The organism is Isoptericola nanjingensis, assembly GCF_050311635.1.
GTDB lineage: Bacteria > Actinomycetota > Actinomycetes > Actinomycetales > Cellulomonadaceae > Isoptericola > Isoptericola nanjingensis.
Genome location: NZ_JBNOZL010000007.1, coordinates 113765 through 137792 on the forward strand (window position 1 = coordinate 113765; position 24028 = coordinate 137792).

Here is a 24028-nt window from a genome sequence, read left to right on the forward strand (position 1 = left end):
GCGAGCACGACACGCCGCCGTCAGATGAACAACAGGTGAACAGTCCCGGAACAGTTCACCGAACGGCCCACCGGCGGTCGAAAACGCTCAGGTTCACCCCCCACGATGGGTGCCGTGACCGAGACGCTTCTGCTCGCGCTCGTCGTCGTGACCGCACTCGCCTTCGACTTCACGAACGGGTTCCACGACACGGGCAACGCGATGGCCACCTCCATCGCCACCCGAGCCCTCAAGCCCCGGACCGCCGTCGCGCTGTCCGCCGTCCTCAACCTCGTCGGCGCCTTCCTCTCCCTCGCCGTCGCCGCCACGATCGCCAAGGGCATCGTCGACGCCGGGGTGATCACCCTGCCCGTCGTCCTCGCCGGCCTGGTCGGCGGCATCGTCTGGAACCTCATCACCTGGCTGTTCGGCATCCCGTCCAGCTCCTCGCACGCCCTCGTGGGCGGCATGGTGGGCGCCGTGCTCGCCGCCGTCGGCACGTCGGGCGTGCTGTGGGAGGGCGTGATCTCCAAGGTGCTCGTGCCCGCCCTCATCGCCCCCGTGGTCGCCATCGCGGTGGCCGGCGTGGGCACGTGGCTCGTGGCCCGCCTGACCCGCGGCGTGCCGCAGGACGTGACGAACCGCGGCTTCCGCTGGGGCCAGATCGGCTCCGCCTCGCTCGTCTCCCTGGCGCACGGCACCAACGACGCGCAGAAGTCGATGGGCATCATCCTGCTCGCGCTCATCGCGGGCGGCGCCGTGCCGGCCGACTCCGGCGTCCCGTTCTGGGTCATCCTGTCCTGCGCCCTCGCGATGGCGGTCGGCACCTACCTGGGCGGCTGGCGGGTCATCCGCACCCTCGGCAAGGGCCTCGTCGAGATCGACACCCGCCAGGGCATGGCCGCCGAGACGTCGTCCGCCGCCGTCATCCTGCTGTCCAGCCACTTCGGCTTCTCGCTCTCGACGACGCACGTCGCCACCGGCTCCGTGCTCGGCTCGGGCGTCGGCATGCCGGGCGCGAAGGTCCGCTGGAGCGTCGCGGGCCGCATGTTCGTGGCCTGGATGGTCACCCTCCCCGCGGCCGGCCTGGTCGGCGCGCTGTGCCACTGGCTGGAGTCGTCCATCGGCGGCGCCGCCGGCACGATCGCCGTCTTCGTGCTGCTGGTCGTGGCGTCCGCGGCGATCTGGGTCGCCTCGCGGCGCAAGCCCGTCGACCACACCAACGTCAACGAGGCCTGGGACGAGGAGAAGGGCGCGTCCGTCGAGCCCGTCGCCGCCACCACCGGCGAGGCCGGCGGCGAGCGCGTCGGGCCCGTGCCCGCCGTCGCCACCGCCTCGTCCGTCGCGCCGGCCGTCGCCGCCGTGGGCACCGTCAGCGCCCCGTCCAACCCGAAGGTGGGAGCATGAACTTCATCGAGTGGGGCTCGCTCGGTCAGGTCCTCGTGGCCGGCCTGATCGTCGGCGCAGGCATCCCCGCGCTCTTCGCGCTCGGGCTGCGGCTGCTGGCCGGTACGACGCCGGCCGACGCGTCGGGCGGTCCGGTCTCCCCGTCGTCCTCCGACGCGAACGACGCCCCGACGTCGCGCGCCGTCGCCATCCCGCGCCCGTCGCCGGCCCGCCTCGCGGGCGCCATCGCCTGCATGGGCGTCGTCGTCGGGGCCATCGCCTTCGGGCTGGTCTTCCTGGTCTCCGGCGGCCACTGACCGACCTGCCTTCGAGCACGCGATCCGTCGCGCCATCCGACCTGATGGCGCGACGGATCGCGTGCTCGGCCGCGTTTCCGGCTCAGCGGACGGCGGCAGCCGCGGCGGCGAGGGCCTGCGCGGCACGGTCGTCGCCGAGCCGCTCGCACGCGTCGACCGCCGCGGCGGTGCGCGGCTCGCGCAGCGCCGCCAGGGTCGCGCGCAGCACGTCGGCGTCGTGCACGGTGCCCAGCAGGTCCTGCAGCTCGCGGTGGCGCGCGACGACGTCGTCGGCCCAGCGGTCGGTGGCGCGGTCGCCGGACGTCGCGAGCACCTCGGCGGCGTAGCGCGCCCGGCGGACCGCCTTGCGCAGACGGTGCACGACGTCGGGCGGCGGCCGGTCGCCCGTCCCCGGACCCCGCCAGGCGGCGACCGGCCCGGCGTGCCGTCCCACCCGTCCCAGCTCGCGCACGACTGCGGGGCGCAGGGTCGTCGCCGCGGCCTCCCCGGACCGGTCGGTCAGCGGCGGCGCCGTGACGAGCGCGTCGAGCCGCGCGGTGAGGTCCCGGCAACGGGCCGACGCGAGCGCCGCCGTCACCTCCGCCCGGGCGGCGGCGTCGGCCGCGACCAGCGCGCCGTCGAGCGTCGCCAGACCCGCGAGCACCTCGGGCGAGGGCCGCTCGAGGCCCGCGGCGAGCTCCGCCAGGCCCGTCCGCCGCACCTCGGCGTCGCGCGCCGCGCCGAGGGTGCGCACCCACCAGGTGAGGGCCCCGACCGTGCCCGGCTCGGGGGCCGTGCCGTCCCGGAAGACTCGCAGCGTGGCGCGCAGCCGCCGGACCGCCACGCGGGCGTCGTGCACCGCGTCGGGCGCGTCGTCAAGCGCACCCGGTGCCCGGGCCGCGGCCGTCCGCACGTCGTCGTGCCCGCGCAGGATCGTCTCCGCGTGGGCGCGGATCGCGGCGCCGAGGGCGTCGCCGGCGGTGCGGGTCATGCTCGATCCTCGCCCGGCGACGCTCCCGCCGCGCGAGGTCAGGCGCGCACGGCGCCGACGGCGCAGCCCGCCGAGGTAGTACCGGGGGCCGCCGAGGTAGTACCGGAACGGGCGAGGTAGTGCACCCTTCCGTGAGGTAGTCAGATTCCACCCCGGGCAGCACTACCTCGCGGAGACCGGTACTACCTCGCCGCGTTCGGTACTACCTCGGCAGCCCGGGGACTACCTCGCGGAGCCTGGTCCTACCTCGGCGGGAGGGTGGCGGCCTTGGCGGCCAGCACCCGGCGGGCGGAGGCGTCGACCTTCTTCGCGAAGTCCGGGTCCTTGCGGGCCTTCGCGACCAGGGCGTCCGCCATCGCGGGCGCGACGGACGGGTCCGCGGACGCGAGCACCAGGTCCACGCCGGCGTCGACGGCGTCCACCGCCCGCTCGCCGGGCGAGCGGTCCTGCACCTGGGCGGCGGCCGACACGTCGTCCGTCATGACGACGCCGTCGAACCCCAGGTCGCCGCGCAGGACGTCCTCCACGACGACGGGGGAGAACACGGCGGGCTCGTCCGGGTCGATGCGCTCGTAGACGGCGCTCGACATCATCACGTAGCGGGCGCCCGCCTCGATCCCCCGGGCGAAGACGCGCACGGACGCGTCGTCGCGGGTGGTGACGTCGTCCGTCACGCGGGAGTCGGTGTCGGTGTTCTGCGTGACGCGGCCGAGGCCCGGGAAGTGCTTGATCACGGGCTCGACGCCGGCGGCCCGCTGGCCCGCGCCGAACGCGTTCGCGGAGCGCACCACGGACTTCGGCGTGTAGCCGTAGTTCCGGCCGAAGTAGCCGATGGGCGGGTTGTCCGCGGCGGCGTCCTCGTCGACCAGGTCCATCACGGGCGCCAGGTTGAGGTTGACGCCCGCGGCGGCGAGCTCGTCGCCCCAGCCCTCGGCGCGGTCCTGCAGCGTGGCGGGCTTCCACGTGGCCTGCTCGGTGGCCTTGGGGATCTCGGAGAAGCCCGGGCCCCGCAGCACCTGGACGAGGCCGCCCTCCTGGTCGGTGGCCACGAGCAGCGGCGTGGCGTGCGTCGAGCGGCGGGACACGAGGCCGGTGTACTCGTCGACCAGCTCGCGGGTCGCCTCCGCACCGGCCGTGCTGCGGCCGTGCAGGAACACGTTGCCCACGTGCTTGTCGCGGACCGACTCGGCGCTCACCGCGGCCGGGTCGCTCACCGACACCCCGACCATGAGCAGCTGGCCCACCTTCTGCTCGAGGGTCCAGCCCGCGAGCACGTCGTCGGGCGTCGGGGTGCCGGTGGGCTCGGGGGCGGGGGACGTCGTCGCGCTCGGGGACGCGGTCGTCGGGCTCGGGGACGGGCTGGGTGAGCTCGACGGCGAGCCCTCCGAGGCGGAGGATGCCGGGCCGGGCGACGGCTCGCTGCCCGCGCCGGAGCACGCGGCGAGGAGGACGACGACGAGCGTCGTGGCGAGCGAGGCGGCGACGGCCCGTGCGGGCCGACCGCGGGTCACGCGCGTCGGGCAGGTGCACCGTCGCGGTGGGCGAGGGTCGCGAGCGCGTCCTGCCAGTGCGCCTGCGAGTTCGTCGCGTGCTGGGCCGTGTCGATGTTCTCCTGCCTCACGGACACGACCGTACCCGTCTCGTCCGGTTCGAGCGCAATGCGAATCTCGTGGTAGTTGTCCTCGACGTCCGCGAGCTCGGCCAGGGGGGAGAAGTGCGTGAAGTGCAGCAGGCGCGGGCGCTCGACGGCGATCACCACGCCCTTGTCGGCGAACTGGCGGCCGAAGAAGTGGCCCTCGAACGTGATCGGGCTGCCCGGCCGGAAGTCCGTCTCGATGTTCGCGCCGAGCATCCAGCGCGCGCCGGGGTGCATGAGCTCGGCCCACACCCGCTCGGGCGGCTGGGTCACGTGGATCGACGCCTCGGCCACGTGCGGGTAGCGGTGCTCCGACGTGCTGGTGGGGCTGGTCATGGTGGGGGTTCCTTCCGCCGGCTCCGGTTGGTTCCGACCCTAGCGCCGGGCCCTCGCCGCCGCCGTCCCCGACGGCGTCGTGGCCGCGAGCCCGCGCACGAGGGCGAGCACGTCGTCGACCGACTGGGCGGGGTCGGTCACCGGCGCCTGCACGTGCCGGACGACGCCGGCCGGGTCCACCAGGAGCGTGACGCGCTTGAGCCGGTCGGAGCCGCCGGCGCGGAACACGGGCAGCCGCAGGGCGGACGCGGCCAGCCCGTCCTGGTCCGACGCGAGCAGGTAGGGCAGCTCGGCGTGGGTGGCGAACGCGGCCTGCTGCTCGGGGTGCTGCGTGCTCACGCCGAGCACCCGTGCGCCGGCCGCCTCGAGGTCGGCGTGCCGGCGGCCGTAGGTGAGGCACTCGAGCGTGCAGCCGGCGGTGCCGGGCACCTCGCCCCAGCGCGGCGGGTAGCCGTGGGTGCCGGGGGCGTACGCGCCGGGGAAGAAGAACAGCGCGGTCCACCGGTCGGGGTCCACGAGCCGCACGGTGGAGCCGTCGTGCGCCGTGAGCGCGACGTCGGGCACGTGCGTGCCCTCGAGCGCGCGCGCCCGCGCGAGGTCGCCGTCGCCCAGCGCGCCGCTGACCTCGCCGTCGCCCATGACGAACCGCGTGCCCCACTCCTGCAGCGCCAGCAGCACGGGGAGCAGGCCCTCGCCCCGGGCGGTGAGCCGGTAGTCGTGGCGCGGCGGGCGCTCGGAGTACGGCACCTTCTCCAGGACGCCGTGCTCGACGAGCCCGCCGAGCCGCTCGGTGAGCGCGCGGCGGGACAGCCCGAGCTCGCGGTCGAAGCCCTCGAACCGGGTGACGCCCGCGGCCGCCTCGCGCACGATCAGCAGGCTCTGCCAGTCGCCGACGACGCCGAGGGACTGCGCGATGCCGCACGAGCTGTCGGCAAGGTCCTCGCGGCGCATGGGGCACATCCTCTCGCCGGGCCGGGGTGTGCGTCCATCCCGCGCCGTGGGGTAAGTTCCAATTTGGAACTTACCAACGACGACGCGGCCCGCTTTGTTCCCGGCGGGCTCCGCGGAGTCTCATCGACGAGGAGGTGGCCCGGTGGCCACGAGTGCACGGCCGTTCTGGACCTACTGGGCCGCGAGCACCACCAGCGGCGTCGGCACCGCCGTCACGACCGTCGCGCTGCCGCTGGCCGCGGTGACCGTGCTGGACGCCGGCCCGGTCGAGACGGGCCTGCTGGCCGCGTCGTCGTACCTCGCCTGGGTGGTGCTCGGCCTGCCCGCCGGCGCGATCGTGCACCGGCTGCCGCTGCGCGCCACGCAGGTGGGGGCCGACCTGGCGCGCGCCGCCGCGATCTTCGCCGTCCCGCTGGTCTGGTGGCTCGGGGAGCTCTCGCTGGTCCACCTCGTGCTGGCGGCGCTCGCGGTCAACGTGGCCGAGGTGTTCTTCTTCACCGCCAACACGACCTTCCTGCCGACGGTGGTGCCGAAGCACGAGCTGACCAGCCGCAACAGCCTCGTCTCGGGCACGCAGGCCGCCACGCAGCTCGGCGGGCCGTCGGTGGCGGGACTGCTCGTGCAGGCCGTGGGTGCCGTGCCCGCGCTGCTGGTCGACACCGTGTCGTACGTGGTGTCGGCCCTGCTGCTGCGGCGGCTGCCCGAGCGTCACGAGCCCGCCCTCGGCGACGGGCAGGCGCGGCCCGGGATGGGGCAGATGATCGCGGAGGGCTGGCGGTTCGTGGTGCGGCACCCGGTGATCGCGCCCGCCACCTGGTGGGCGTGCGTCGTCAACCTCGTGTGCGGCGTGCAGGCCGGGCTGTTCGCGCTCTACCTGGTGCGCGACCTCGACGCCCCGCCCGCGATGGTGGGCGTGCTGCTCGCCGCCGACGGCGTGGGGTCGCTGCTCGCGGCGGCCGCCACGCCGTGGCTCGTGCGGCGCTTCGGGTCCGCGCGGGTGCTGCTGCTCGACGGGCTGGTCGGGTTCGCCGGCGCGCTGCTGGTCCCGCTCGGCGCCGGCGCCGCGGGGTGGCTCTGCTTCGCCGTCGGCACGATGGTCTTCGGGGCGTCCGTGGTGCCGGGGAGCGTCGTGACGCGCACCTACCGGCAGGTCGCGAGCCCGCCCGAGCTGCTCTCGCGGGTGATGGCGACCGTACGGTTCGTCTCCTGGAGCATGATCCCGCTCGGGTCGCTCGCGGCCGGCGTGCTCGCCGCGCACGTGGGCAGCCGAGCCGTGCTGCTCGGCTCCGCGTTCGTGCTGCTGCTCGGGCCCGTCATCGTGGGCCTCAGCCCCGTGCGGAGGCTGCGGAACCTGGAGGACCACGACGCAGCGGCCCACGACCGGCCGGTCGCTACCCCGGCGTCCCGCTGACCGTCCCGGTCGGAACGGCAGTTCTGGCTCGGCGCGGCAGCTCGAACTGCCGCGCCGAACCCGAACTGCCGCTGCGATCAGGTGAGGGCGTCGGCGGCCGCCGCGACGAACGCGTCGACCGTCCCCGGCGCGGTGTCCCAGGCGCACATGAGCCGCACCTCGACGCGGTCGGGCGTCTCGCCGTCGGCCCAGTCGTAGAAGCGGGCGACGGCGCGCAGCCGGTCGGCGGCGGGGCGGGGGAGCGTGGCGAAGACGGCGTTCGCCTCGGTGGGGCGGGTGACGCGCACGCCGTCGCCGTCCGACCCGGCCAGCGCCTCGAGCCCCGCGCGCAGCCGCGCGGCCATCGCGTTCGCGCGCGCGGCGTTGCGGTGCCACAGCGGCTCCGCGTCGTCCGGCTCCCCGAGCAGGGCCAGGAGCTGCGCGGAGACGAACCGCGTCTTGGACGCGAGCTGCATCGTCGCCTTGCGCAGGAACGGCACGGCGGCGGCGGCCGCCTCCCGCGCGCGGCCGGACGCGGCGTCCGGGGCGGCGTCGGGCCCGAGGACCAGCACGGCCTCGCCGAGCATGCCGCCGTTCTTCGCGGCGCCGAGGGAGACGACGTCGACGCCCGCGTCGGTGGTGAGGTCCCGCAGCGAGCAGCCCAGCGTCGCGGCCGCGTTCGCGAGGCGTGAGCCGTCCACGTGCACGGCCATCCCCAGGTCGTGCGCGACGTGCGTCAGCGTCCGCAGTTCCTCGAGCGGGTAGACGGTGCCGAGCTCGGTCGACTGCGTGAGGGACAGCACCGCGGGGTGGGCGCGGTGCACGTCGTCGCGCTGCCCGGCCCAGCGCGCGACGTCGTCGGGCGTGATCCGGCCGTCCACGGACGGGCAGGCGAGCAGCTTGAGGCCGCCGACCCGCTCGGGCGCGCCGTTCTCGTCGGTGTTCACGTGCGCGACGTCGGACACCACGACGCCGCCCCAGCGCGGCGACAGCGCGGTGAGCGACACGACGTTCGCGCCGGTGCCGTTGAGCACGGGGAACGCGAGCGCCCCGGCGCCGAACACCTCGCGCACGCGGGCGTCGAGGCGCGCCGTCCACGGGTCGTCCCCGTACGCGACGGCGTACCCGTCGTTCGCCGCGGCGACGGCGGCGAGGACGTCCGGGTGCGCGGGCGCGTAGTTGTCGGAGGCGAACGGCGGGAGGGTGCGGGGCTCGGTCACGGGCTCAGGGTAAGGGCGTCACCGGGGCGGTTCCTGGACGGCCTCCGCACCGGGGCGCCCGCCGGTGGACTCCCGCCACACGATGCGGTGGATCGGCGCGCCGGGCGCCGGACGGGGCTCGCCTCGCACGGTCGCGACCAGCCGGCGCATCGCAGTGCGGCCGGCCTCGGGGAAGTCGACGTCGACGGTGGTGAGCGACGGCATCATCAGCGCCCCCATCGCGAAGTTGTCCCAGCCGGTGACGACGAGGTCGTCCGGCACCGACCAGCCGCGCTCGGCGGCGCCGCGCACCACGCCCGCAGCGAGGTAGTCGTTCCCGGCGACGACCGCGAGGGGTGGCGCGTCCGCGGGGATCTCGGCGACGGCGCGACGCGCGTCGTCGCCCGACCAGGAGCCGCCGATGACCCCGAGGGACACGACGTCGGCCGTGGTGGGGTCCGCGGCGGCCCGGGCGACGGACGCCAGGTACACGTCGCGGCGGGCGCGGGCCGAGGCGTAGTGGTCGGGGCCCGCGACGTGCACGAACCGGCGGTACCCGGCGGCCACGAGCGCCCCGACCAGCACCTCGACGGTGCTCGCGTCGGCGAGGTTGCCGACGCTGCGCATCTGCTCGTCGAACGTGGCCTCGGCGACGACGGGCGCGCCCCCGTCCGGGCTCGCGGAGCCGGACGGGTCCGCGAGGGCCGCGGGCAGCACGGGGACGAGGGTGAGGACGCCCTCGTACTGGCCGCTCTCGGCGAGGTCCCGGACGCGACCGGTGCGCTCCTCGAGGGTGCCGTCGACGGTGTGGGTCTCCATCACGTACCCCGCCGCCTCGGCGACCTCCCCGGCGCCGGTGAGCAGCCTGACCTGGTGGTCCAGGCTCGCGCCGGTCACCACGGCGAGCCGGCCGGACCGCCGGGTGCGCATGGACCGCGCGGCGAGGTTGGGCCGGTAGCCGACCGACTCGGCCACCTCGAGCACCCGCGCGCGGGTGGCCGCCGAGATGGTGCCGCGCCCGGTGAGCGCGTAGGACACCGTCGCCTGGGACACCCCGGCGAGGCGCGCGACGTCGCGGCTGGTGGGTGGGTTCGGCACCGCCACAGTATGACCTCCCTCACCTCTCGCCTTGACAGGTCCGCTGCCCGGCGGCCAGTCTGATCACCGCTGCATGATACGTATCATGCCGGATCGTCAGCCAGCTCGTTCCATCGGAGGAACCATGCTCACCATCGGGATCGTCGGCACGGGCGGCATCGCCCGGGCGCACGTCGACGGCTACCAGCGCTTCGCGGGGGAGTGCGAGATCGTCGCGCTGTGCGACCCCGCCCCGGGCCGCGCCGAGGCCATGCGCGCGGAGCTCGGGCTCGACGGCGCCCGCGTCTACACCGACGCGGCCGAGATGCTCGCCGCCGGGCAGCACCTCGACCTCGTCAGCGTCGCGACGCCGCCGTCCACCCACGCCGCCCTGTCGATCCAGGCCCTGGAGGCCGGCGTCGACGTGCTCGTCGAGAAGCCCATGGCGCCGTCGCTCGAGGAGTGCGACGCGATGATCGCCGCCGCGCAGGACAACGGCCGCCTGCTGTCCGTCGTCGCGCAGAACCGGTTCCGCGACGACATCGCGACCCTCAAGGAGGTGCTCGACTCCGGCCTCGCGGGCCCCGTCACGCACGCCCAGGTCAGCTCCGCCTGGTGGCGCGGCACCGAGTACTACGACCTGTGGTGGCGCGGCACCTGGGAGCGCGAGGGCGGCGGCTGCACGCTCAACCACGCCATCCACCACCTCGACATGACGCTGTGGATGCTCGGCTCGCCGAAGGCCGTGACGTCGGTGCTCACCAACGCCGCGCACGAGAACGCCGAGGTCGAGGACCTGTCGGTGAGCGTGCTGCAGTACGACCGCGCGCTCGCCGAGGTCACCGCCTCCGTGGTGAGCCACGGCGAGGAGCAGGCGATCGTCGTGCAGGGCCGGAACGCGCGCGTCTCGCAGCCGTGGAAGGTCGAGGCGAACCTGGCCAACCCGAACGGCTTCCCCGCCGACGAGGACGACACGGAGCGGGTCGCGCAGATCGAGGCCGTCGCGGCGGCGCACCGGCCGCTGGAGCACACCGGCCACGCCGGGCAGATCGCCGACATGCTCGACGCCGTGCGCGAGCGCCGGCGTCCGGCCGTCGACGGCGACGCCGGCCGCCGCGCCATCGAGCTGGTCACCGCCATCTACGAGGCGGGCATCGAGCGCCGCACCGTGGACCTGCCGCTGTCGCCCGACGACCCCTACTACCGCACCGGCACCCTCCTGGAGCGGGCGCCGCGGTTCTTCGAGAAGACGGCGTCGGTGGGCGAGCTGCCGGGGGCGATCACGGTGGGGGCGAAGGCATGAGCGCGGGCAGCCCGATCAGCGCGGCGAGCACCGCGAGCGGCGCCGCGTACGCGCCGGAGCCCGTGCCCGCGCCCGTCGTCGAGCCGGGGGAGTTCGTCTTCGCGGCGACCAGCCTCGACCACGGCCACGTGTTCGGCATGTGCGAGGGCCTCGCGGGCGCCGGCGGCACCCTGAAGTGGGTGTACGACCCCGACCCGGCCAAGGTCGAGGTGATGCGCAGCAAGTTCCCCGACGTGCGGGTGGCGCGCAGCGAGGCCGAGATCCTCGACGACGCCGAGGTGCGGCTCGTCGCGGGCGCCGCGGTGACGTCCGAGCGGGCGCCGCTCGGGCTGCGGGTGATCGAGGCCGGCAAGGACTACTTCACCGACAAGGCGCCGCTGACGACGCTCGACCAGCTCGCCGCCGCGCGCGAGGCCACGGCCCGCACCGGTCAGAAGTACGCCGTCTACTACTCCGAGCGGATCCACGTCGAGGCGGCCGTGCTCGCGGAGCAGCTCATCGACCGCGGGGCGATCGGTCGCGTGCTGCAGGTGATGGGCCTGGGCCCGCACCGTCTCGGCACCGGGCGACCGGACTGGTTCTTCGAGAAGGAGAAGTACGGCGGCATCCTGTGCGACATCGGGAGCCACAACTTCGACCAGATGCTGCACTACGCGGGCGCGAAGGACGCGGAGATCAGCCACGCCGCCATCGCGAACTACCACCACCCGGACCACCCCGAGCTGGACGACTTCGGCGAGGCCGGCATCGTCATGGACAACGGGGCCACCGGGTACGTGCGCGTCGACTGGTTCACGCCGGACGGGCTGAGCACGTGGGGCGACGGCCGCACGATCATCCTCGGCACCGAGGGGTACATCGAGCTGCGCAAGTACGTCAACGTCGGCACCGGCGAGGGCGGCGGCCACGTGTTCCTCGTCGACGGCGAGGGCGAGCACCACCTGGTCGCGGACGGCCAGGTCGGCTTCCCCTACTTCGGGCAGCTCATCCTCGACTGCCTGGAGCGCACCGAGAACGCGATGACCCAGGAGCACGCCTTCACGGCCGCCGAGCTGAGCGTCCTCGCCCAGCAGCAGGCCCGGGTGCTGACGCCCTGACCCACGACCAGGGACGGTCAGCGGCCGTGGTGGCCGTGGCCGTGGCCGTGCGACCGGGAGAGGTCGACGCGCACGAGGTGGCCGTCGGGCGGGGCGCCCTCGCCGGGCAGCGCGTTCGTGGTGGCCAGGAGGTCACCGTGGTCCCACTCGAGGCCGGCGGGCAGCGCGGTCTCGACGACGGTGCGGTTCCCGTGGCGCGTCACCTGCGTGATCTTCCCGCCGAACAGCTCCGCGACGTAGACGTCCCCGGACGGCGAGACGGCAAGGTTCGTGGCGCTGAGGAGGTCGCCCGCGACCATCCGCACGGAACCCGACCAGGGGTTCACGCGGTAGACCGCCGCCCGCGCGCCGAGGCTGTCGTCCTCCGGCCCGCCCGGCAGGGTGGTGACGTAGAGCTGGCCCCAGGGGCCGACCTCGACGTCCGTGGGGACGGGCTCGAACCAGTACGTCTCGCCGACGACGCAGTCCGGCAGGCCGAACATCGCCGCGGCGTCCGCCGTGACGACGGCCGGCTGCGCGGGCAGCACCGCGACGGTGCGCACGCGGCCGCGATCGCTCACGGAGAGGATCGCGTTCATGCCCGCGTCGGCGACGAAGGTCGTGCCCCAGCCGCGGGTGGTCGCGTAGGGGTGCGAGTCCTGGATCCCCTCGTACCGGACCGGGATGCCGTCCGGCGGTGCCTGGTCCAGGCAGGCCTGGTCGACGTCGCGGAACCCGTAGGTGACGTCGCCGTCCGGGTTGTTCGCGTCCTCGTACGCGCGGACGTCCGCGAGCGTGCGCGCCGGGCCGGTCGGGTTGCCCTTCTTGTCGAGGCGCAGCGTCTTGATGCTCGACGCGACGGGACCCGTCTCGTCGTCGATGAGGGTCTCGGTGAACGTGAGGCGGCGGTCGCGGTAGGAGACGCCGCCCACCTCCTCGCCGTTCGCGGACGCGTAGAGGACGGTGGCGTCGCCGCGCTTGTCCACCTCGGTGAGCAGGCCGGCGAAGTTCTGGGTGACGTACGAGGTGCCCTTGGCGCCGACCGCGGCGCTGAGCGGGGTGACCAGGCCGGAGGCGATCTCGGTGACCGTCGGGGGCTTCGGTGCGGGCTTGCCGCCGTGGGCGGCGGCGGGACTCGCGGCGAGCAGCAGCGCCGTCGCTGCTGCGGCGGCCGCGGTGAGGGCGCGTCTCATGGGATCTCCAGGGCTCGACGGTGAGATGGCACAGCACTGTCGAGCCTGCGACCGCCCGGGGGCGCTCGCACCGGCGGGGTGCCGGCGGCGGGGGTGAAGCGCGGGTGATTCGGGATGCCCTCGGCACCGGTCCCGCGGCGCGCTCTCCGCGGCGCCGTGTCCGCGGTCAGCCGACCCGCAGGTCCACCCACACCAGGCGGTGGTCGCTGGACGGGAACGGGTACGTGCCGGTGAGCCGGGACAGCGGGTCGGCCTGCGTGGGCCAGAACACGCCGGCGTCGCGCACGGGCAGGCCCCTCGACGGCAGCACGTAGTCGGCCCGCAGGTTGCCCGGCGCGGTGTCGGCGAAGTCGGCCGTGTCGAGGGCGGGGTCGCCCCGGTGCGTCGCGTTGGCGCCGCCCTGCAGGGACGACGCCTCGACCGCGCCCTCCGACGTCGGGCGCGGGTCCGTGACCCGCGGGTGGTCCAGGAGCTGGTCGATCGCCGCGTCCACCGAGTCGCCGTCGAGCGGGTCGGCGTTCTGGTCGCCGAGGATCACGAAGCGCTCGCCGGGCTTCAGCCCGCCGCGCCCGCCCTCGTCGTCGTAGACGTAGCGCGAGGCCTTCCCGGGCGTCACGTAGTCGGCCCAGAACCGGATCTCGTCGTGGTTGCGGCGCCCGTTGCGGTCCTCCGGCCCGTCGAACGTCGGCGGGGTGGGGTGCGCGGCGAGCACGTGCACCGTCTCGCGGCCCACGCGGACGGGCACGTCCCAGTGCGACTTGCTGGACAGCCGCACGACGTCGAGCTCCGCGGGGGAGTACCAGTCCGCGGGCTCGGGCGTGGCGGGGTCGTCGGGCAGCAGCGCACCCGGCATGTCCTTCCACAGGAAGTGCTGGAAGGTGCGCACGTTCCGGGTGTCGATCGGGTACTTCGACAGCACGACCATGCCGTACTGGCCCGGGAACTCGCCGAAGCCGAAGGCGTCGTTGCCGCCGCCCACCGTGCCGCTGTTGTCGAGGTCGACGCCGCTGGGGATCCCCGTGTTCGACGGCGCGGTGTACGCGTAGCGGTAGCGCACCGGGTCGGCGCCGCCCTGCGGCACCTCGAGGTAGTTCTCGCGGAACAGGTCCACGCTCGCGTGGGCGGCGTCGTGGTCGAACTCGTTGAGCAGGACGACGTCCGGGTCCGCGCGCTGGATGACCTCCGCGACCGTGCGGGCCTGCGGGTCGTCGCCGGTGGACAGGTCGGCCTGCAGCTCGCCCTCCGCCGCGCGGTTCAGCGACAGGTTGTACGTCGCCACGCGCAGCGAGCGGTCGGGACCGTGCCCGCCGTGGTGCCCGCCGTGGTGCCCGTGGGCGCTCGCGGCGAGGGGGAGGAGGGCGGTGGGGAGGGCCACGGCGAGCGCCGTGGCGGCCGTGAGGGTGCGTCGTCGCATCGTGGGCGTGGTCACCCGGCCGACGCTAGCGCCGGCCGGTGACGCCCGCCTCAACGGCGCGTGAACGTCGGCCGCGGGGTGAGGGCGGACGCGCCGTGTGTCATCGTTTCCGGGACGTACGGGACACGACGGCGCACGACGGCGCAGGAGGTGACGGGAATGGGCTCGGTGACGTCCTCGACCGGCCGGGTGGTGGTCGTCGGGTCCACCAACGCGGACCTGCTCGTCGGCGTGACGGCGCACCCGGCGCCCGGCGAGACGGTCCTCGGGCACGGCATGCGCGTCATGTCCGGCGGCAAGGGGGCCAACCAGGCCGTCGCGGCCGCCCGGCTGGGCGCGGACGTCGCGTTCGTCGGCGCAGTGGGCGACGACGAGTTCGCCGACGCGGCGCTCGCAGGGCTCCGGTCCGCCGGTGTCGACCTCACGGCCCTGGCGGTCGCGCCCGGGCGCCGCACCGGCATCGCGATCGTCACCGTGAGCGACGACGGCGAGAACTCCATCGTCGTCGTCCCCGGCGCCAACGGGGCCGTCGACGAGACCATGGTGAGCGCGCACGCCGGTCTCGTCGCGGGCGCCGCGAGCGTCGTGCTGCAGGGCGAGATCCCGCGGGCGGCCATCGAGGCCGCCGCGCGGACCGCGCGGGGCCGGCTCGTCGTCAACCTCGCGCCGGTGCTCGACGTCGACGAGGACGTGCTGCTGCGCGCCGACCCGCTGGTGCTCAACGAGCACGAGGCGCGGCTCGTGGCCGGGGCGCTGGGTGTCCCCGCCGAGGAGAGCGAGGAGGTGCTGGTGCGGGGCCTGCTCGCGCGCGGGGTGCGGTCGGTCGTGCTGACCCTCGGGCCCCGCGGGGCGCTGGTCGGGCAGGACGACGACGTGACGGCGGTGCCGGCGCCGCGGGTGCGCGCCGTCGACACCACGGGAGCCGGCGACGCGTTCGTCGGAGCGCTCGCCCACGGGCTCGCGCGGGGAGACGGCCTCGTCGACGCCGCGCGCACGGCGGCCCGCGTCGGCGCGTACGCCGTGCGCTCCCCGGGCGCGCAGGCCTCCTACCCGTCGGCCGGCGACGAGCTGCCCGCGGTGTGACCCGCGGCAGCCGTGCCGTCGGGCGAGGTGTCGGTGGGCCGGTGCAACCTGGGGAGATGAGTCAGCACACGTACCCGCACGGGGTCCCGAGCTGGATCGACCTGGAGGTCGCCGACGTCGACGCGGCGCTCGCGTTCTACGGCGCGCTGTTCGGGTGGCGGTTCACCGAGAAGCTGCCGCCGGGTGCGCCCGGGCGGTACGCCGTGGCGTCGTGGGACGGCACCGATGCGACGGCGATCGCCGCGGTCGCCACGCCCGACCCGGGGTACGACGGCGAGCCGGCGTGGCACACGTACCTCGCCGTGGACGACCTCGAGGCCGCGGCGGCCCGCGTCGCCGAGCTGGGCGGCGTGGTGAGCTCGCCACCGCAGCAGGTCGGCCCGCCCGGGCAGGCCGCCGGGTGGATGGCGCGCATCGTCGACCCGGAGGGCGCGCCCAGCCGGCTCTGGCGGGCCGGCACCCGCGCCGGGGCGCAGCGCGTCAACGAGCCCGGCACCTGGAACTTCAGCAACCTGCTCACCCCTGACGTCGACGCCGCGCTGCGGTTCTACGGGCCGCTGCTCGGCTGGGAGCGCAGCGACGACCTCGGGGCCGGTATGGCGCGGGTGCCCGGGTACGGCGACCACCTGGCCCGCACCGTGGACCCCGGCATCCACGAGCGGCAGGAGTTCGTCCCGCCGGCGTTCTCGGACGTCGTGGCGGGGGTGCTGCCCGCCGACGGGCCGGCGCGGTGGTCGGTCGTGTTCGCGGTGGCCGACCGGGACGCCGCCGCCGAGGCCGCCGAGCGGGGCGGCGCCGTCGTGCACGCCACCGAGGACACCGAGTGGACCCGGGAGGCGACGATCCGCGACCCGTTCGGCGCCGACCTCGTGCTCTCCCAGTTCGCCCCGCCGCCCGAGTTCGTCGCCGCCGAGGCCGAGGCCGGGAAGTCCTGACGCCTGCCGGCGTCGGGTGTCAGGGGCGCCGCGCCTGCACCCACATCACGGGGGTGTCCATGAATGTCGCGCGCGCGACCTCCCGTGCGTCCACGAGCCCTGCGTCCGTGAGCAGGCGCTGGATCCCGCCGTCGGCGTTGTCGTCGCGGTGCTGGTTCGCCCCGATCTCCCGGTGGTGACGGTGCCCGCCGTGCCCGTGGTCGTGCCCGCTGTCGTGACGGTGCTCGCCGCCGTGCCCGGGCGCGTCGAGGTCCGCGATCGTGACCGTGCCGCCGGGTCGCAGGACGCGGGCGAGCTCGGCGGCGAACCGGCGCTTCTCGTCCAGGGGCACGTGGTGCAGGGCGAGGGAGGACAGGACGTGGTCGACGCCCGCGTCGGCGGCCGGCAGCCGGTCGGCGAAGCCGCGCACCAGCGTGAGCGAGCCGCGCCGCCCGACCCGCCGCCGTCGGGCCTTGCGGGCCGCGCGGCGCAGGGCGGCGCCGTCCGGGTCGAGGCCGGTCACCGCGGCGTCGGGCACCGCGCGCAGCACCGTGAGGGCGAGGTTGCCGGTGCCGCAGCCGACGTCGAGCACGCGCTGGCCCGGCTGGATCCCGGCCACCTCGACGGTGCGGCGGTGCAGCCGCCCGGCGTGCCGCCACCAGCTCTGCACGTCGTACCAGGGCATCTTCCACGCGCTGCTCATGCCGGGCAGGTAGGCGCGGTCCGCCTCGTCCGGGCGGACGTCGTCGAACAGGCGCACGCCGCGCGCGGCGTCGTCGGGGCCCTGCGGGGGTCTGCTCACGACGCCACGCTAACCGTCGTGGCAGGGTGACGGGATGACGACGGTCGCCCAGCTGCGCCAGGCCGCCCTCGCCCTGCCCGAGGCGGCCGAGAGCGCGCGCGCCGGCATGGTGTCGTTCACCGTGCGGGGCAAGGGCTTCGCGTCGGTGACGCGGGACGACGTCGTCCGGCTGCACCTCGCGACGGAGGACGTCGACGCGGCCGTCGCCGACGTCCCCGGGGCGGAGCCGCTGACCCGCGGGGCGACCCTGCTCGGGGTGCGGCTCCCGCTCGCCGCGCTGGACGGGCAGCAGCTCAACCACTGGGTCCGGCGGGCGTGGTCCGTCCGTGCACCGCGGCGGCTCGCGGCCGCGCTCGCGGCGGCCGACACCGCCGAGCCGGGGGAGGTGGGCGACCTGCCCGCCGCCATCGGACGCCCGGCCACGCGGGCGCTCGCCGGCGCTGGTGTCACGACCCTCGCCGACGTCGCCGCACGGACCGACGCCGAGCTCCTGGCCCTGCACGGCGTCGGGCCGAGGGCGGTGCGCATCCTGCGCGAGCACCACGTCTGACCTGCGACGACGCGGGCCCTGGCGCGCAGCGACACCACCCGGCGCCAGATTGACACCAGAAATGACGCCAAAGGGCTTGTGGTGACACCACTGTGGTGTCATAGTGGAGCCATGGACCTCACGAGATACGTCGACGAGCTGCAGCAGCAGCTCGGCACCGCAGCCGCCGCCGGCGGGGACGAGGCGCGGGAACTGGCCTCCCGCCTGACAGCCCCGCTCGACGCCGCCGCCCGGCTGGTGCTGCTCGAGGCGCTGTCCGACGCGGCGGGGGAGATCTCCGCCGATCTGGCCCCCGGCTCGGTCGACATCCGGCTCCGCGGCGGTTCCCCCGAGTTCGTCGTCACCGCACCGACCGGGCCGTCCGAGCCGGCGCAGGCCCCGGCGTCCGCCCCGACCCTGGAGGCGACCGGCCCGGGCTTGTCGGTGAGCGTCGACCTCGAGGGCGGCGCCACCACCCGCACCACCCTGCGCCTGCCCGACCACCTCAAGACGCAGGCCGAGACCGCCGCCGCTCGCGACGGCGTCTCCGTCAACACGTGGCTCGTCCGTGCGGTCGCGGCCGCGCTCGAGCAGTCCACCGGACGCCCGGCCGCCCAGGCCCGTCCGCAGCAGCGCGGCTCCGGCCGCGTCACCGGCTGGGTGCGCTGATCCCTTCGCACGTCCGCGCACCGCACCGCCCCCGTCCTCCCCCTGACACCACACCGACACCACTGTTGGAGCTCCGTCATGCCCACTTTCCCTGCCCCCCAGCCCGTCCCCGTCCTCGTCGACGTGCCGTTCGCCAACGTGCACGTGGTCGCCGGGGAGCGTGACGACGTCGTCGTCACCGTCCTGCCGACCAACGCCAAGTCGGGCAGCGCCCGCGCCGCCGAGTCGGTGCGCGTCGACCGCGACGGCGACGCCGTGTCGATCACGTACCCCGGCTCGTGGAAGCAGTACGTGCTCCCGTTCGCGTCCGGCACCGCCGACATCACCGTCGAGCTCCCCGAGGGCTCGTCGCTGAGCGGCAAGGTCGGCTCGCTCTACGCCGAGGGCTCGCTCGCCGCCGTCGACATGACGCTGTCGGCCGGGAACGCCCGCGTCGACGACGTCGAGCGGCTCGACCTCAAGGTCTCCGCCGGCTCCGCGACCGCGGGCCGCGTCACCGGCTCCCTCGACGTCAAGGTGAGCGCGGGGTCGGTCTTCGTGGACGAGGTCCTCGGCGACGGCACGATCCGCGCGACCAACGGCACCACGACCGTCGGCTCCGTGACCGGGACCCTCGAGGTGCACGGGGCGCACGGCGACATCGCCGTGAGTCGCGTGCGCGGCACCCTCACGGCCAAGTCGGCGCACGCCGGCATCCGGGTCAACAACCTGGAGTCCGGCGCCGTCACCCTCACGACCTCCTTCGGATCCATCGAGGTCGGGGTGCCCGAGGGCACCGCCGCCTACCTCGACCTCTCGTCGGAGAGCGGGACCGTCCGCAACCAACTGACCCCCACCGAGGGGCCGGTCGAGGACGAGACCACCGCAGAGATCCACGCCAGCACCGGCTTCGGCGACGTCGTCGTCCGCCGGCCGTGAACCGACCGAAGAACGGAGCAACGGACATGACCACACCTCAGACCACCGAGCCCGCGATCCACGTGCAGGGCATCGAGAAGTCGTTCGGCGAGCTGCACGTGCTGCGCGGCGTCGACCTCGACGTCGCCCCCGGGAGCATCTTCGCCCTGCTCGGCTCGAACGGCGCCGGTAAGACCACGCTCGTGCGGATCCTGTCGACGCTGCTCAAGGCCGACGCGGGCACCGCCGTCGTGCACGGCTACGACGTCGCGGCCAAGCCCGGCGACGTGCGCCGGTCCATCAGCCTCACCGGCCAGTTCGCGGCCGTCGACGAGGTCCTCACGGGCCGCGAGAACCTCGTGCTCGTCGCCAGGCTGCGGCACCTGCCGGACGCCGGCGCGATCGCCGACGACCTGCTCGGCCGGTTCTCGCTCACCGAGGCCGGCGGCCGCCGCGCGGGGACGTACTCCGGCGGCATGCGGCGTCGGCTCGACATCGCCATGAGCCTCATCGGCGACCCGCCGATCGTCTTCCTCGACGAGCCCACCACGGGTCTCGACCCGCAGGCGCGGATCGACGTCTGGGAGACCGTCAAGGAGCTCGCCAGCAACGGCACCACCGTGCTGCTCACCACGCAGTACCTCGACGAGGCCGAGCAGCTCGCCGACCGGATCGCCATCCTGCACCAGGGGACGATCATCCAGAACGGCACCCTCGCCGAGCTCAAGCAGCTCCTCCCGCCCGCCAAGGTCGAGTACGTCGAGAAGCAGCCGTCCCTCGAGGACGTCTTCCTCTCGCTCGTCGGCGCGACCGGTACCGAGAAGGAATCCTGATGACCACCCACGCCCTCGCCGACACCAGCACCCTCACCGGGCGCTCCCTGCGGCACATCCTGCGCAGTCCCGACACCATCATCACCACCGCGGTCACGCCGATCGCGCTGATGCTCCTGTTCGTCTACGTCTTCGGCGGGGCCATCGACCTCGGCACGGACGAGTCGTACATCAACTACATGCTGCCCGGCATCCTGCTCATCACCATCGCGTCGGGCGTCGCGTACACCTCGTACCGGCTGTTCCTCGACCTGCAGGGCGGGATCGTCGACCGGTTCCAGTCCATGCCGATCGCCCGCTCGAGCGTCCTGTGGGCGCACGTCCTGACGTCGGTCGTGGCGAACCTCGTCTCGGTCGCGATCGTCGTCGGCGTCGCGCTCCTCATGGGCTTCCGCACGGGGGCCTCGTTCGGGGCGTGGCTGGCCGTGGCCGGGATCCTGGCGATGTTCACGCTGGCCCTGACCTGGCTCGCCGTGCTCGCCGGGCTGTCCGCGAAGACCGTCGACGGCGCGAGCGCCTTCAGCTACCCGCTGATCTTCCTGCCGTTCATCAGCTCGGCGTTCGTGCCCACGGACACGATGCCCGGCCCGGTCGCCTGGTTCGCGGAGAACCAGCCGGTGACCTCCGTTGTCGACACGATCCGCGCCCTGTTCGCGGAGCAGACCGTCGGCAGCGACATCTGGGTCGCCCTCGCCTGGCTCGTCGGCATCCTGGTGGTCGGCTACGCCCTCGCCGTCGCCGCGTACCGGCGGCGCGTCGGCTGACGACGCCGCGCGACCGCGCCACGCACGGCCGAGCCCCGGTGGTCCACCACCGGGGCTCGGCCGTCGTCGTGCGCGGGACAGGGCTACACCGAGGCCGTCGGCACGACGTCGGGCGCCACCGTCTCCTGCCGCCCGTCTCGCACCGCCGCCGCGCGGCGCGGGTCGCCGACGAACGAGGGGTACCGGAGGATGCCGGGCCGCCGCGCCTCCCACGTCAGCTGGAGCACGGTGCTGCGGCACACGAGCTCCTTGAGCCAGGCCCCGGCGCGCGCGCCCAGCCGGCCGCCGAGGAACGCCCGCACCGGGACGTCGCCGCGGTTCGCGAACTGGAACAGGCCCACCCCGCGGCCAAGACTGAGGCACTGGCCCAGGAAGCCGACCGCGGCCGGCGCGGGCTCGGTCCCCGCGAGCCGGGCGAGCACGGTGTCCGCGGCGGCACCGCCGAGCTGACCGGCCGCCTGACAGCTCATCCGGTACGGCAGGCCGGACGGCGTGCCCGCGTCGCCCGCGGCGACGATGCGGTCGTCGTCCAGGCTGGTGAGCGTCTCGTCGGTGCGCAGGCGCCCCTCCGCGTCGGTGGTCAGGCCGCTGCGGGCGGCCAGGTCCGGGACGGCGAAGCCCACGGTCCAGATGGTGACGTCGCTCGGCAGGTCGCGGCCGTCGGCGAGCTGCACCGCGTCCGCCGTCACCGCCGTCACGGTGGCGCCGGGTCCGGCGACGACCTCCACCCCGAGCCGCGCGAGCGCGGCCGCGACGGCCCGCCGGCCGTTCGGGTGCAGGTACGGGCCGAGCAGGTCGCCGCAGACCAGCGTCACCGCCCGGCCCTGCTCGGCCAGCTCGGACGCCACCTCGATGCCCGAGGGGCCCGCGCCCACCACCGTCACCCGCGCGCCGGGGCCGGCCGCGGCCAGTGCCGGGGCCAGCCGGTCCGCCTCCTCCAGGCTCGCCAGCGGGTACGCGTGCTCCGCCGCCCCCGGCACCTGGGGAGCGGCGCTCGTGCTGCCCACCGCGTACACCAGGTAGTCGTACGCGAGGGTGTCGCCGTCGGCGAGCACGAGCCGCCGCCCGTCGGCGTCGATCCGCTCGACGGTCGCGACCCGGAGCCGCACGGCGTCGGCCAGCAGCTCCCCGTAGTCCGCGACCGCGTCGTGCGACCCGGCGGTCCGCTGGTGCAGCCGGATCCGCTCCACGAACACGGGGCGGGCGTTCACCAGCGTCACGGCCACGTCGTCCCGCGCCGTCAGACGGTTCGCCGCCATCACCCCGGCGTACCCGCCGCCCACCACCACGACCTGCGTCCTGTGCGACATCTCGTCTCCTCGGTCCGTCTTCGTCCGTCTTCTCGTCGGTTGCTCACGGTGACGACGAGACGGGGGATGGAGGTGTGACGAGGCATCCGATAGCATCACCTATCGGAGGGGGCCGTATGTCAAGTGAGGAAGAGGGTGAGTCGGCGGTCGAGCGCGCCTTCGCCGACTACCTCGGTGCGTTGGCCGACCAGGCGGAGGCGCTTCGCGTCGAGGCGCGTGCGACTCTCGAGCGAGGTGCGCGCCAGGCACGGGACCTCGGTTGGAGCCAGCGCAGGATCGCTCGGGCGCTCGGGCGCAGCCAGCCGGAGGTCAAGCGGTTGCTGGACAGGTCGGGCGCTCCCGGTTCGGCGCTGGGCGTGGATGGCGCGAGCCCTGCGGGATCTGTGCTCGACGACGTGCTTCGTGTCCACCGGGACGACATCGTCGCCGCCGCCGCGCGGCATGGCGCTCGACGGGTGCGCGTCTTCGGCTCCGTCGCCGCCGGGACCCACCGAGGTGACTCCGACGTCGACCTCCTCGTCGATCTCGACGACGGCGTCGGCCTCTTCGCTCTCGGCGCGCTCGAGGTCGAGCTCGAGGCCCTACTCGGTCGGCCGGTCGACGTCGTGAGCGAGATGGCGCTGCGGCCGGCTGTTCGCGAGTCCGTGCACGCCATCGCGCTGTGAAGCGCACCGACGCCCAGCTGGCACGGGAGTCGCTCGAGCACCTTGCGATTCTCGGGCAGCACGTCGCCGAAGGCTCCTGGGGGGACGCAGGTGCTGGTGGACGCGGTGTGCCTCCGGCTCGTCGCCGCGATCGATGCGGCCTCGCGCCTGAGCGAGAGCGGGCGGGTGCTCGCCTTCGGCGAGGCGTGGCCGGCGATCTGGGCTACCCGGAACCGCATCGTGCACGGCTATACGACGGTCGACAGGACTATCGTCCGGGCGACCGTGGAGAACGACCTGGAGCCCTTCGCAGCCGCGCTCCATCAGGTGCTCGACGATCTCGATTGACCTTCGTGCGCTCGCCGCGTGCTGCCTGGTTCAAGCTGGCGTCCTGCGGCACGCACGAATTCACGGATCATGGCGTGCGTGGAATCGCGCACCATTTCCACCTCATCGCGAGAGCTTGCCGCCTTAAAGGCGTTCATGGCGAGAAAGACCGAGTCGGCGAGACTCGCCAACTCTTCTGAGTCTGATACGAGCTGAAGGCGGAACAGAGCCCCCTGAGTGAGGTCTCGCTGCCGATGTACCTCATGTTCGTTCTCGGGAGGTGTCGATCCGGCCTGGTCACGTGCGTACCAGCGATCGATCTGGGCGCGCCTGTACTTGGCCAGTGCTTCCGCATACTCCGCGCTGGCGGCCAGGCGTTCCTGACGGAGGCTCTCGAGTCGGGCGAGTTCATTCGTCTCGATGGCGCTCTGGCGTTGGAATCGTCGCTGAACGAGCGCTCCAAGGAGCGTCCCGAGGACAGCGACGGCTGCGGCGATGGCTTCCATGGTTCAAGGAACAGCACGCCTCAGGCGCTGCGTCGGGACGCGACGACGGCGCCCGGCCGCGGGTGCGACCGGGCGCCGTCGGGCGGTGCCTGAGATCAGCCTGGGATCAGGCGCTGGTGACCTCGATGCGCTGCGGCGTCGTGCCGGCGAAGACGCCGGCGACGGTGACCGTCAGGACGCCCGCGTCGTAGGCCGCGGTGACGGCGTCGCCGTCCACGGACTTCGGCAGGGTGACGACGCGGCGGAAGGCACCGAAGCGGACCTCCGAGATGCGACGGCCCTCGGACTCCTCGGGGCGCTGGTCCTTGCGCTCGCCGCGCACGACGAGCTTGCGGCCCTCGACCTCGACGGTGACGTCCTCGGCCGGGTTCACGCCCGGCAGGTCGAGGCGAGCGACGAGGTTCTCGCCGTCGCGGTACACGTCGGCGGCGGGCACGGGGCCCTCGGTCGCGAGGCGCGGCGTCCACAGGTCGCGGAGCCACGCGTCGGCGAACGGGGTGCGGGTCAGGGTGGTGGTCATGCT

Annotated in this window: 26 protein-coding genes; 14 read left to right on the forward strand and 12 right to left on the reverse strand. The window is 74.6% G+C overall.

The genetic code is table 11. From position 1 onward, the window contains the following. Nucleotides 1-114 precede the first annotated feature (114 nt). Together ACQP6G_RS14925 and ACQP6G_RS14930 are read left to right on the forward strand one after the other, a co-directional pair. Nucleotides 115-1386 (forward strand): inorganic phosphate transporter, encoded by a 1272-nt coding sequence (locus ACQP6G_RS14925; protein ID WP_429765358.1) that lies wholly within the window; start codon nucleotides 115-117, stop codon nucleotides 1384-1386. Continuing rightward, nucleotides 1383-1682: a hypothetical protein gene (locus ACQP6G_RS14930; RefSeq protein WP_429765360.1), complete on the forward strand. Its 300-nt coding sequence runs from the start codon at nucleotides 1383-1385 to the stop codon at nucleotides 1680-1682. Before ACQP6G_RS14925 ends, ACQP6G_RS14930 begins: the two co-directional genes overlap by 4 nt. A gap of 82 nt (nucleotides 1683-1764) precedes the next feature. Here ACQP6G_RS14930 and ACQP6G_RS14935 read toward each other — a convergent pair whose 3' ends face one another. The 4 genes from ACQP6G_RS14935 to ACQP6G_RS14950 all read right to left on the reverse strand — a co-directional run bounded on the left by ACQP6G_RS14935 (nucleotide 1765) and on the right by ACQP6G_RS14950 (nucleotide 5575). Continuing rightward, the gene (locus ACQP6G_RS14935; RefSeq protein ID WP_429765362.1) at nucleotides 1765-2652 is read right to left on the reverse strand and encodes a CHAD domain-containing protein; all 888 of its coding nucleotides are present in this window, start codon (nucleotides 2650-2652) and stop codon (nucleotides 1765-1767) included. 242 nt (nucleotides 2653-2894) lie between these two features. Continuing rightward, nucleotides 2895-4163, reverse strand: a complete 1269-nt coding sequence (locus ACQP6G_RS14940) for a glycoside hydrolase family 3 N-terminal domain-containing protein (RefSeq protein WP_429765364.1) — start codon at nucleotides 4161-4163, stop codon at nucleotides 2895-2897. Further along, on the reverse strand, nucleotides 4160-4624 hold the full coding sequence (locus tag ACQP6G_RS14945; RefSeq protein ID WP_429765366.1) for an SRPBCC family protein: 465 nt from the start codon (nucleotides 4622-4624) through the stop codon (nucleotides 4160-4162). Before ACQP6G_RS14945 ends, ACQP6G_RS14940 begins: the two co-directional genes overlap by 4 nt. A gap of 39 nt (nucleotides 4625-4663) precedes the next feature. Then, nucleotides 4664-5575, reverse strand: coding sequence for a winged helix-turn-helix transcriptional regulator (locus ACQP6G_RS14950; protein ID WP_429765368.1), 912 nt, complete (start codon nucleotides 5573-5575; stop codon nucleotides 4664-4666). Nucleotides 5576-5717: 142 nt separating this feature from the next. On the opposite strand from ACQP6G_RS14950, the gene ACQP6G_RS14955 reads away from it, so the two are divergent. Further along, nucleotides 5718-6986 (forward strand): MFS transporter, encoded by a 1269-nt coding sequence (locus ACQP6G_RS14955; RefSeq protein WP_429765369.1) that lies wholly within the window; start codon nucleotides 5718-5720, stop codon nucleotides 6984-6986. 77 nt (nucleotides 6987-7063) lie between these two features. Here ACQP6G_RS14955 and ACQP6G_RS14960 read toward each other — a convergent pair whose 3' ends face one another. Beyond that, on the reverse strand, nucleotides 7064-8185 hold the full coding sequence (locus ACQP6G_RS14960; protein WP_429765370.1) for a threonine aldolase family protein: 1122 nt from the start codon (nucleotides 8183-8185) through the stop codon (nucleotides 7064-7066). Nucleotides 8186-8203: 18 nt separating this feature from the next. Then, nucleotides 8204-9262, reverse strand: a complete 1059-nt coding sequence (locus tag ACQP6G_RS14965) for a LacI family DNA-binding transcriptional regulator (RefSeq protein WP_429765372.1) — start codon at nucleotides 9260-9262, stop codon at nucleotides 8204-8206. A 124-nt stretch (nucleotides 9263-9386) separates the two neighbouring features. Between ACQP6G_RS14965 and ACQP6G_RS14970 the strand changes: the two genes are divergently transcribed. Beyond that, nucleotides 9387-10544, forward strand: coding sequence for a Gfo/Idh/MocA family protein (locus ACQP6G_RS14970; protein WP_429765374.1), 1158 nt, complete (start codon nucleotides 9387-9389; stop codon nucleotides 10542-10544). Then, nucleotides 10541-11641: a Gfo/Idh/MocA family protein gene (locus ACQP6G_RS14975; RefSeq protein WP_429765376.1), complete on the forward strand. Its 1101-nt coding sequence runs from the start codon at nucleotides 10541-10543 to the stop codon at nucleotides 11639-11641. Before ACQP6G_RS14970 ends, ACQP6G_RS14975 begins: the two co-directional genes overlap by 4 nt. Nucleotides 11642-11658: 17 nt before the next feature. On the opposite strand, the gene ACQP6G_RS14980 is transcribed toward ACQP6G_RS14975, so the two are convergent. Both ACQP6G_RS14980 and ACQP6G_RS14985 read right to left on the reverse strand, forming a co-directional pair. Next, nucleotides 11659-12813, reverse strand: a complete 1155-nt coding sequence (locus ACQP6G_RS14980) for a ScyD/ScyE family protein (RefSeq protein WP_429765377.1) — start codon at nucleotides 12811-12813, stop codon at nucleotides 11659-11661. A 166-nt stretch (nucleotides 12814-12979) separates the two neighbouring features. Next, nucleotides 12980-14227, reverse strand: a complete 1248-nt coding sequence (locus ACQP6G_RS14985) for an endonuclease/exonuclease/phosphatase family protein (protein WP_429765779.1) — start codon at nucleotides 14225-14227, stop codon at nucleotides 12980-12982. 159 nt (nucleotides 14228-14386) lie between these two features. On the opposite strand from ACQP6G_RS14985, the gene ACQP6G_RS14990 reads away from it, so the two are divergent. Together ACQP6G_RS14990 and ACQP6G_RS14995 are read left to right on the forward strand one after the other, a co-directional pair. Further along, entirely contained in the window at nucleotides 14387-15310 is a 924-nt protein-coding gene (locus ACQP6G_RS14990; RefSeq protein ID WP_429765379.1) for a ribokinase, read from the forward strand. Nucleotides 15311-15366: 56 nt separating this feature from the next. Beyond that, on the forward strand, nucleotides 15367-16245 hold the full coding sequence (locus ACQP6G_RS14995; protein WP_429765381.1) for a VOC family protein: 879 nt from the start codon (nucleotides 15367-15369) through the stop codon (nucleotides 16243-16245). A gap of 19 nt (nucleotides 16246-16264) precedes the next feature. Here ACQP6G_RS14995 and ACQP6G_RS15000 read toward each other — a convergent pair whose 3' ends face one another. Beyond that, nucleotides 16265-17026, reverse strand: coding sequence for a class I SAM-dependent methyltransferase (locus ACQP6G_RS15000; protein WP_429765382.1), 762 nt, complete (start codon nucleotides 17024-17026; stop codon nucleotides 16265-16267). Between the two features lie 34 nt (nucleotides 17027-17060). Between ACQP6G_RS15000 and ACQP6G_RS15005 the strand changes: the two genes are divergently transcribed. From ACQP6G_RS15005 to ACQP6G_RS15025, 5 genes are all read left to right on the forward strand, one after another. Beyond that, nucleotides 17061-17576 (forward strand): hypothetical protein, encoded by a 516-nt coding sequence (locus ACQP6G_RS15005; RefSeq protein ID WP_429765384.1) that lies wholly within the window; start codon nucleotides 17061-17063, stop codon nucleotides 17574-17576. Nucleotides 17577-17687: 111 nt separating this feature from the next. Beyond that, nucleotides 17688-18224, forward strand: a complete 537-nt coding sequence (locus ACQP6G_RS15010) for a histidine kinase (RefSeq protein WP_429765385.1) — start codon at nucleotides 17688-17690, stop codon at nucleotides 18222-18224. 78 nt (nucleotides 18225-18302) lie between these two features. Then, complete coding sequence (locus ACQP6G_RS15015; protein WP_429765387.1) at nucleotides 18303-19142, forward strand: DUF4097 family beta strand repeat-containing protein; 840 nt, start codon at nucleotides 18303-18305, stop codon at nucleotides 19140-19142. Nucleotides 19143-19168: 26 nt separating this feature from the next. Continuing rightward, on the forward strand, nucleotides 19169-19954 hold the full coding sequence (locus ACQP6G_RS15020) for an ABC transporter ATP-binding protein (protein ID WP_429765389.1): 786 nt from the start codon (nucleotides 19169-19171) through the stop codon (nucleotides 19952-19954). Beyond that, nucleotides 19954-20718, forward strand: a complete 765-nt coding sequence (locus ACQP6G_RS15025; protein ID WP_429765390.1) for an ABC transporter permease — start codon at nucleotides 19954-19956, stop codon at nucleotides 20716-20718. The genes ACQP6G_RS15020 and ACQP6G_RS15025 overlap by 1 nt, the downstream gene beginning before the upstream one ends. Nucleotides 20719-20801: 83 nt before the next feature. Here the strand turns inward: ACQP6G_RS15025 and ACQP6G_RS15030 are convergent, their stop codons facing one another. Beyond that, nucleotides 20802-22028 carry an NAD(P)/FAD-dependent oxidoreductase gene (locus ACQP6G_RS15030; protein WP_429765392.1) on the reverse strand — a complete coding sequence of 409 codons (1227 nt, stop codon included), beginning with the start codon at nucleotides 22026-22028 and terminating at the stop codon, nucleotides 20802-20804. A 74-nt stretch (nucleotides 22029-22102) separates the two neighbouring features. Here ACQP6G_RS15030 and ACQP6G_RS15035 point away from each other — a divergent pair, with 74 nt between their 5' ends. Together ACQP6G_RS15035 and ACQP6G_RS15040 are read left to right on the forward strand one after the other, a co-directional pair. Continuing rightward, complete coding sequence (locus ACQP6G_RS15035) at nucleotides 22103-22693, forward strand: nucleotidyltransferase domain-containing protein (RefSeq protein WP_429765394.1); 591 nt, start codon at nucleotides 22103-22105, stop codon at nucleotides 22691-22693. Between the two features lie 90 nt (nucleotides 22694-22783). Beyond that, on the forward strand, nucleotides 22784-23020 hold the full coding sequence (locus ACQP6G_RS15040) for a HepT-like ribonuclease domain-containing protein (protein ID WP_429765396.1): 237 nt from the start codon (nucleotides 22784-22786) through the stop codon (nucleotides 23018-23020). On the opposite strand, the gene ACQP6G_RS15045 is transcribed toward ACQP6G_RS15040, so the two are convergent. Then, nucleotides 22996-23505, reverse strand: a complete 510-nt coding sequence (locus ACQP6G_RS15045) for a hypothetical protein (RefSeq protein ID WP_429765398.1) — start codon at nucleotides 23503-23505, stop codon at nucleotides 22996-22998. The genes ACQP6G_RS15040 and ACQP6G_RS15045 overlap by 25 nt on opposite strands. A 106-nt stretch (nucleotides 23506-23611) precedes the next feature. Then, nucleotides 23612-24025, reverse strand: coding sequence for an Hsp20/alpha crystallin family protein (locus tag ACQP6G_RS15050; protein ID WP_429765400.1), 414 nt, complete (start codon nucleotides 24023-24025; stop codon nucleotides 23612-23614). Between the last annotated feature and the right edge of the window lie 3 nt (nucleotides 24026-24028).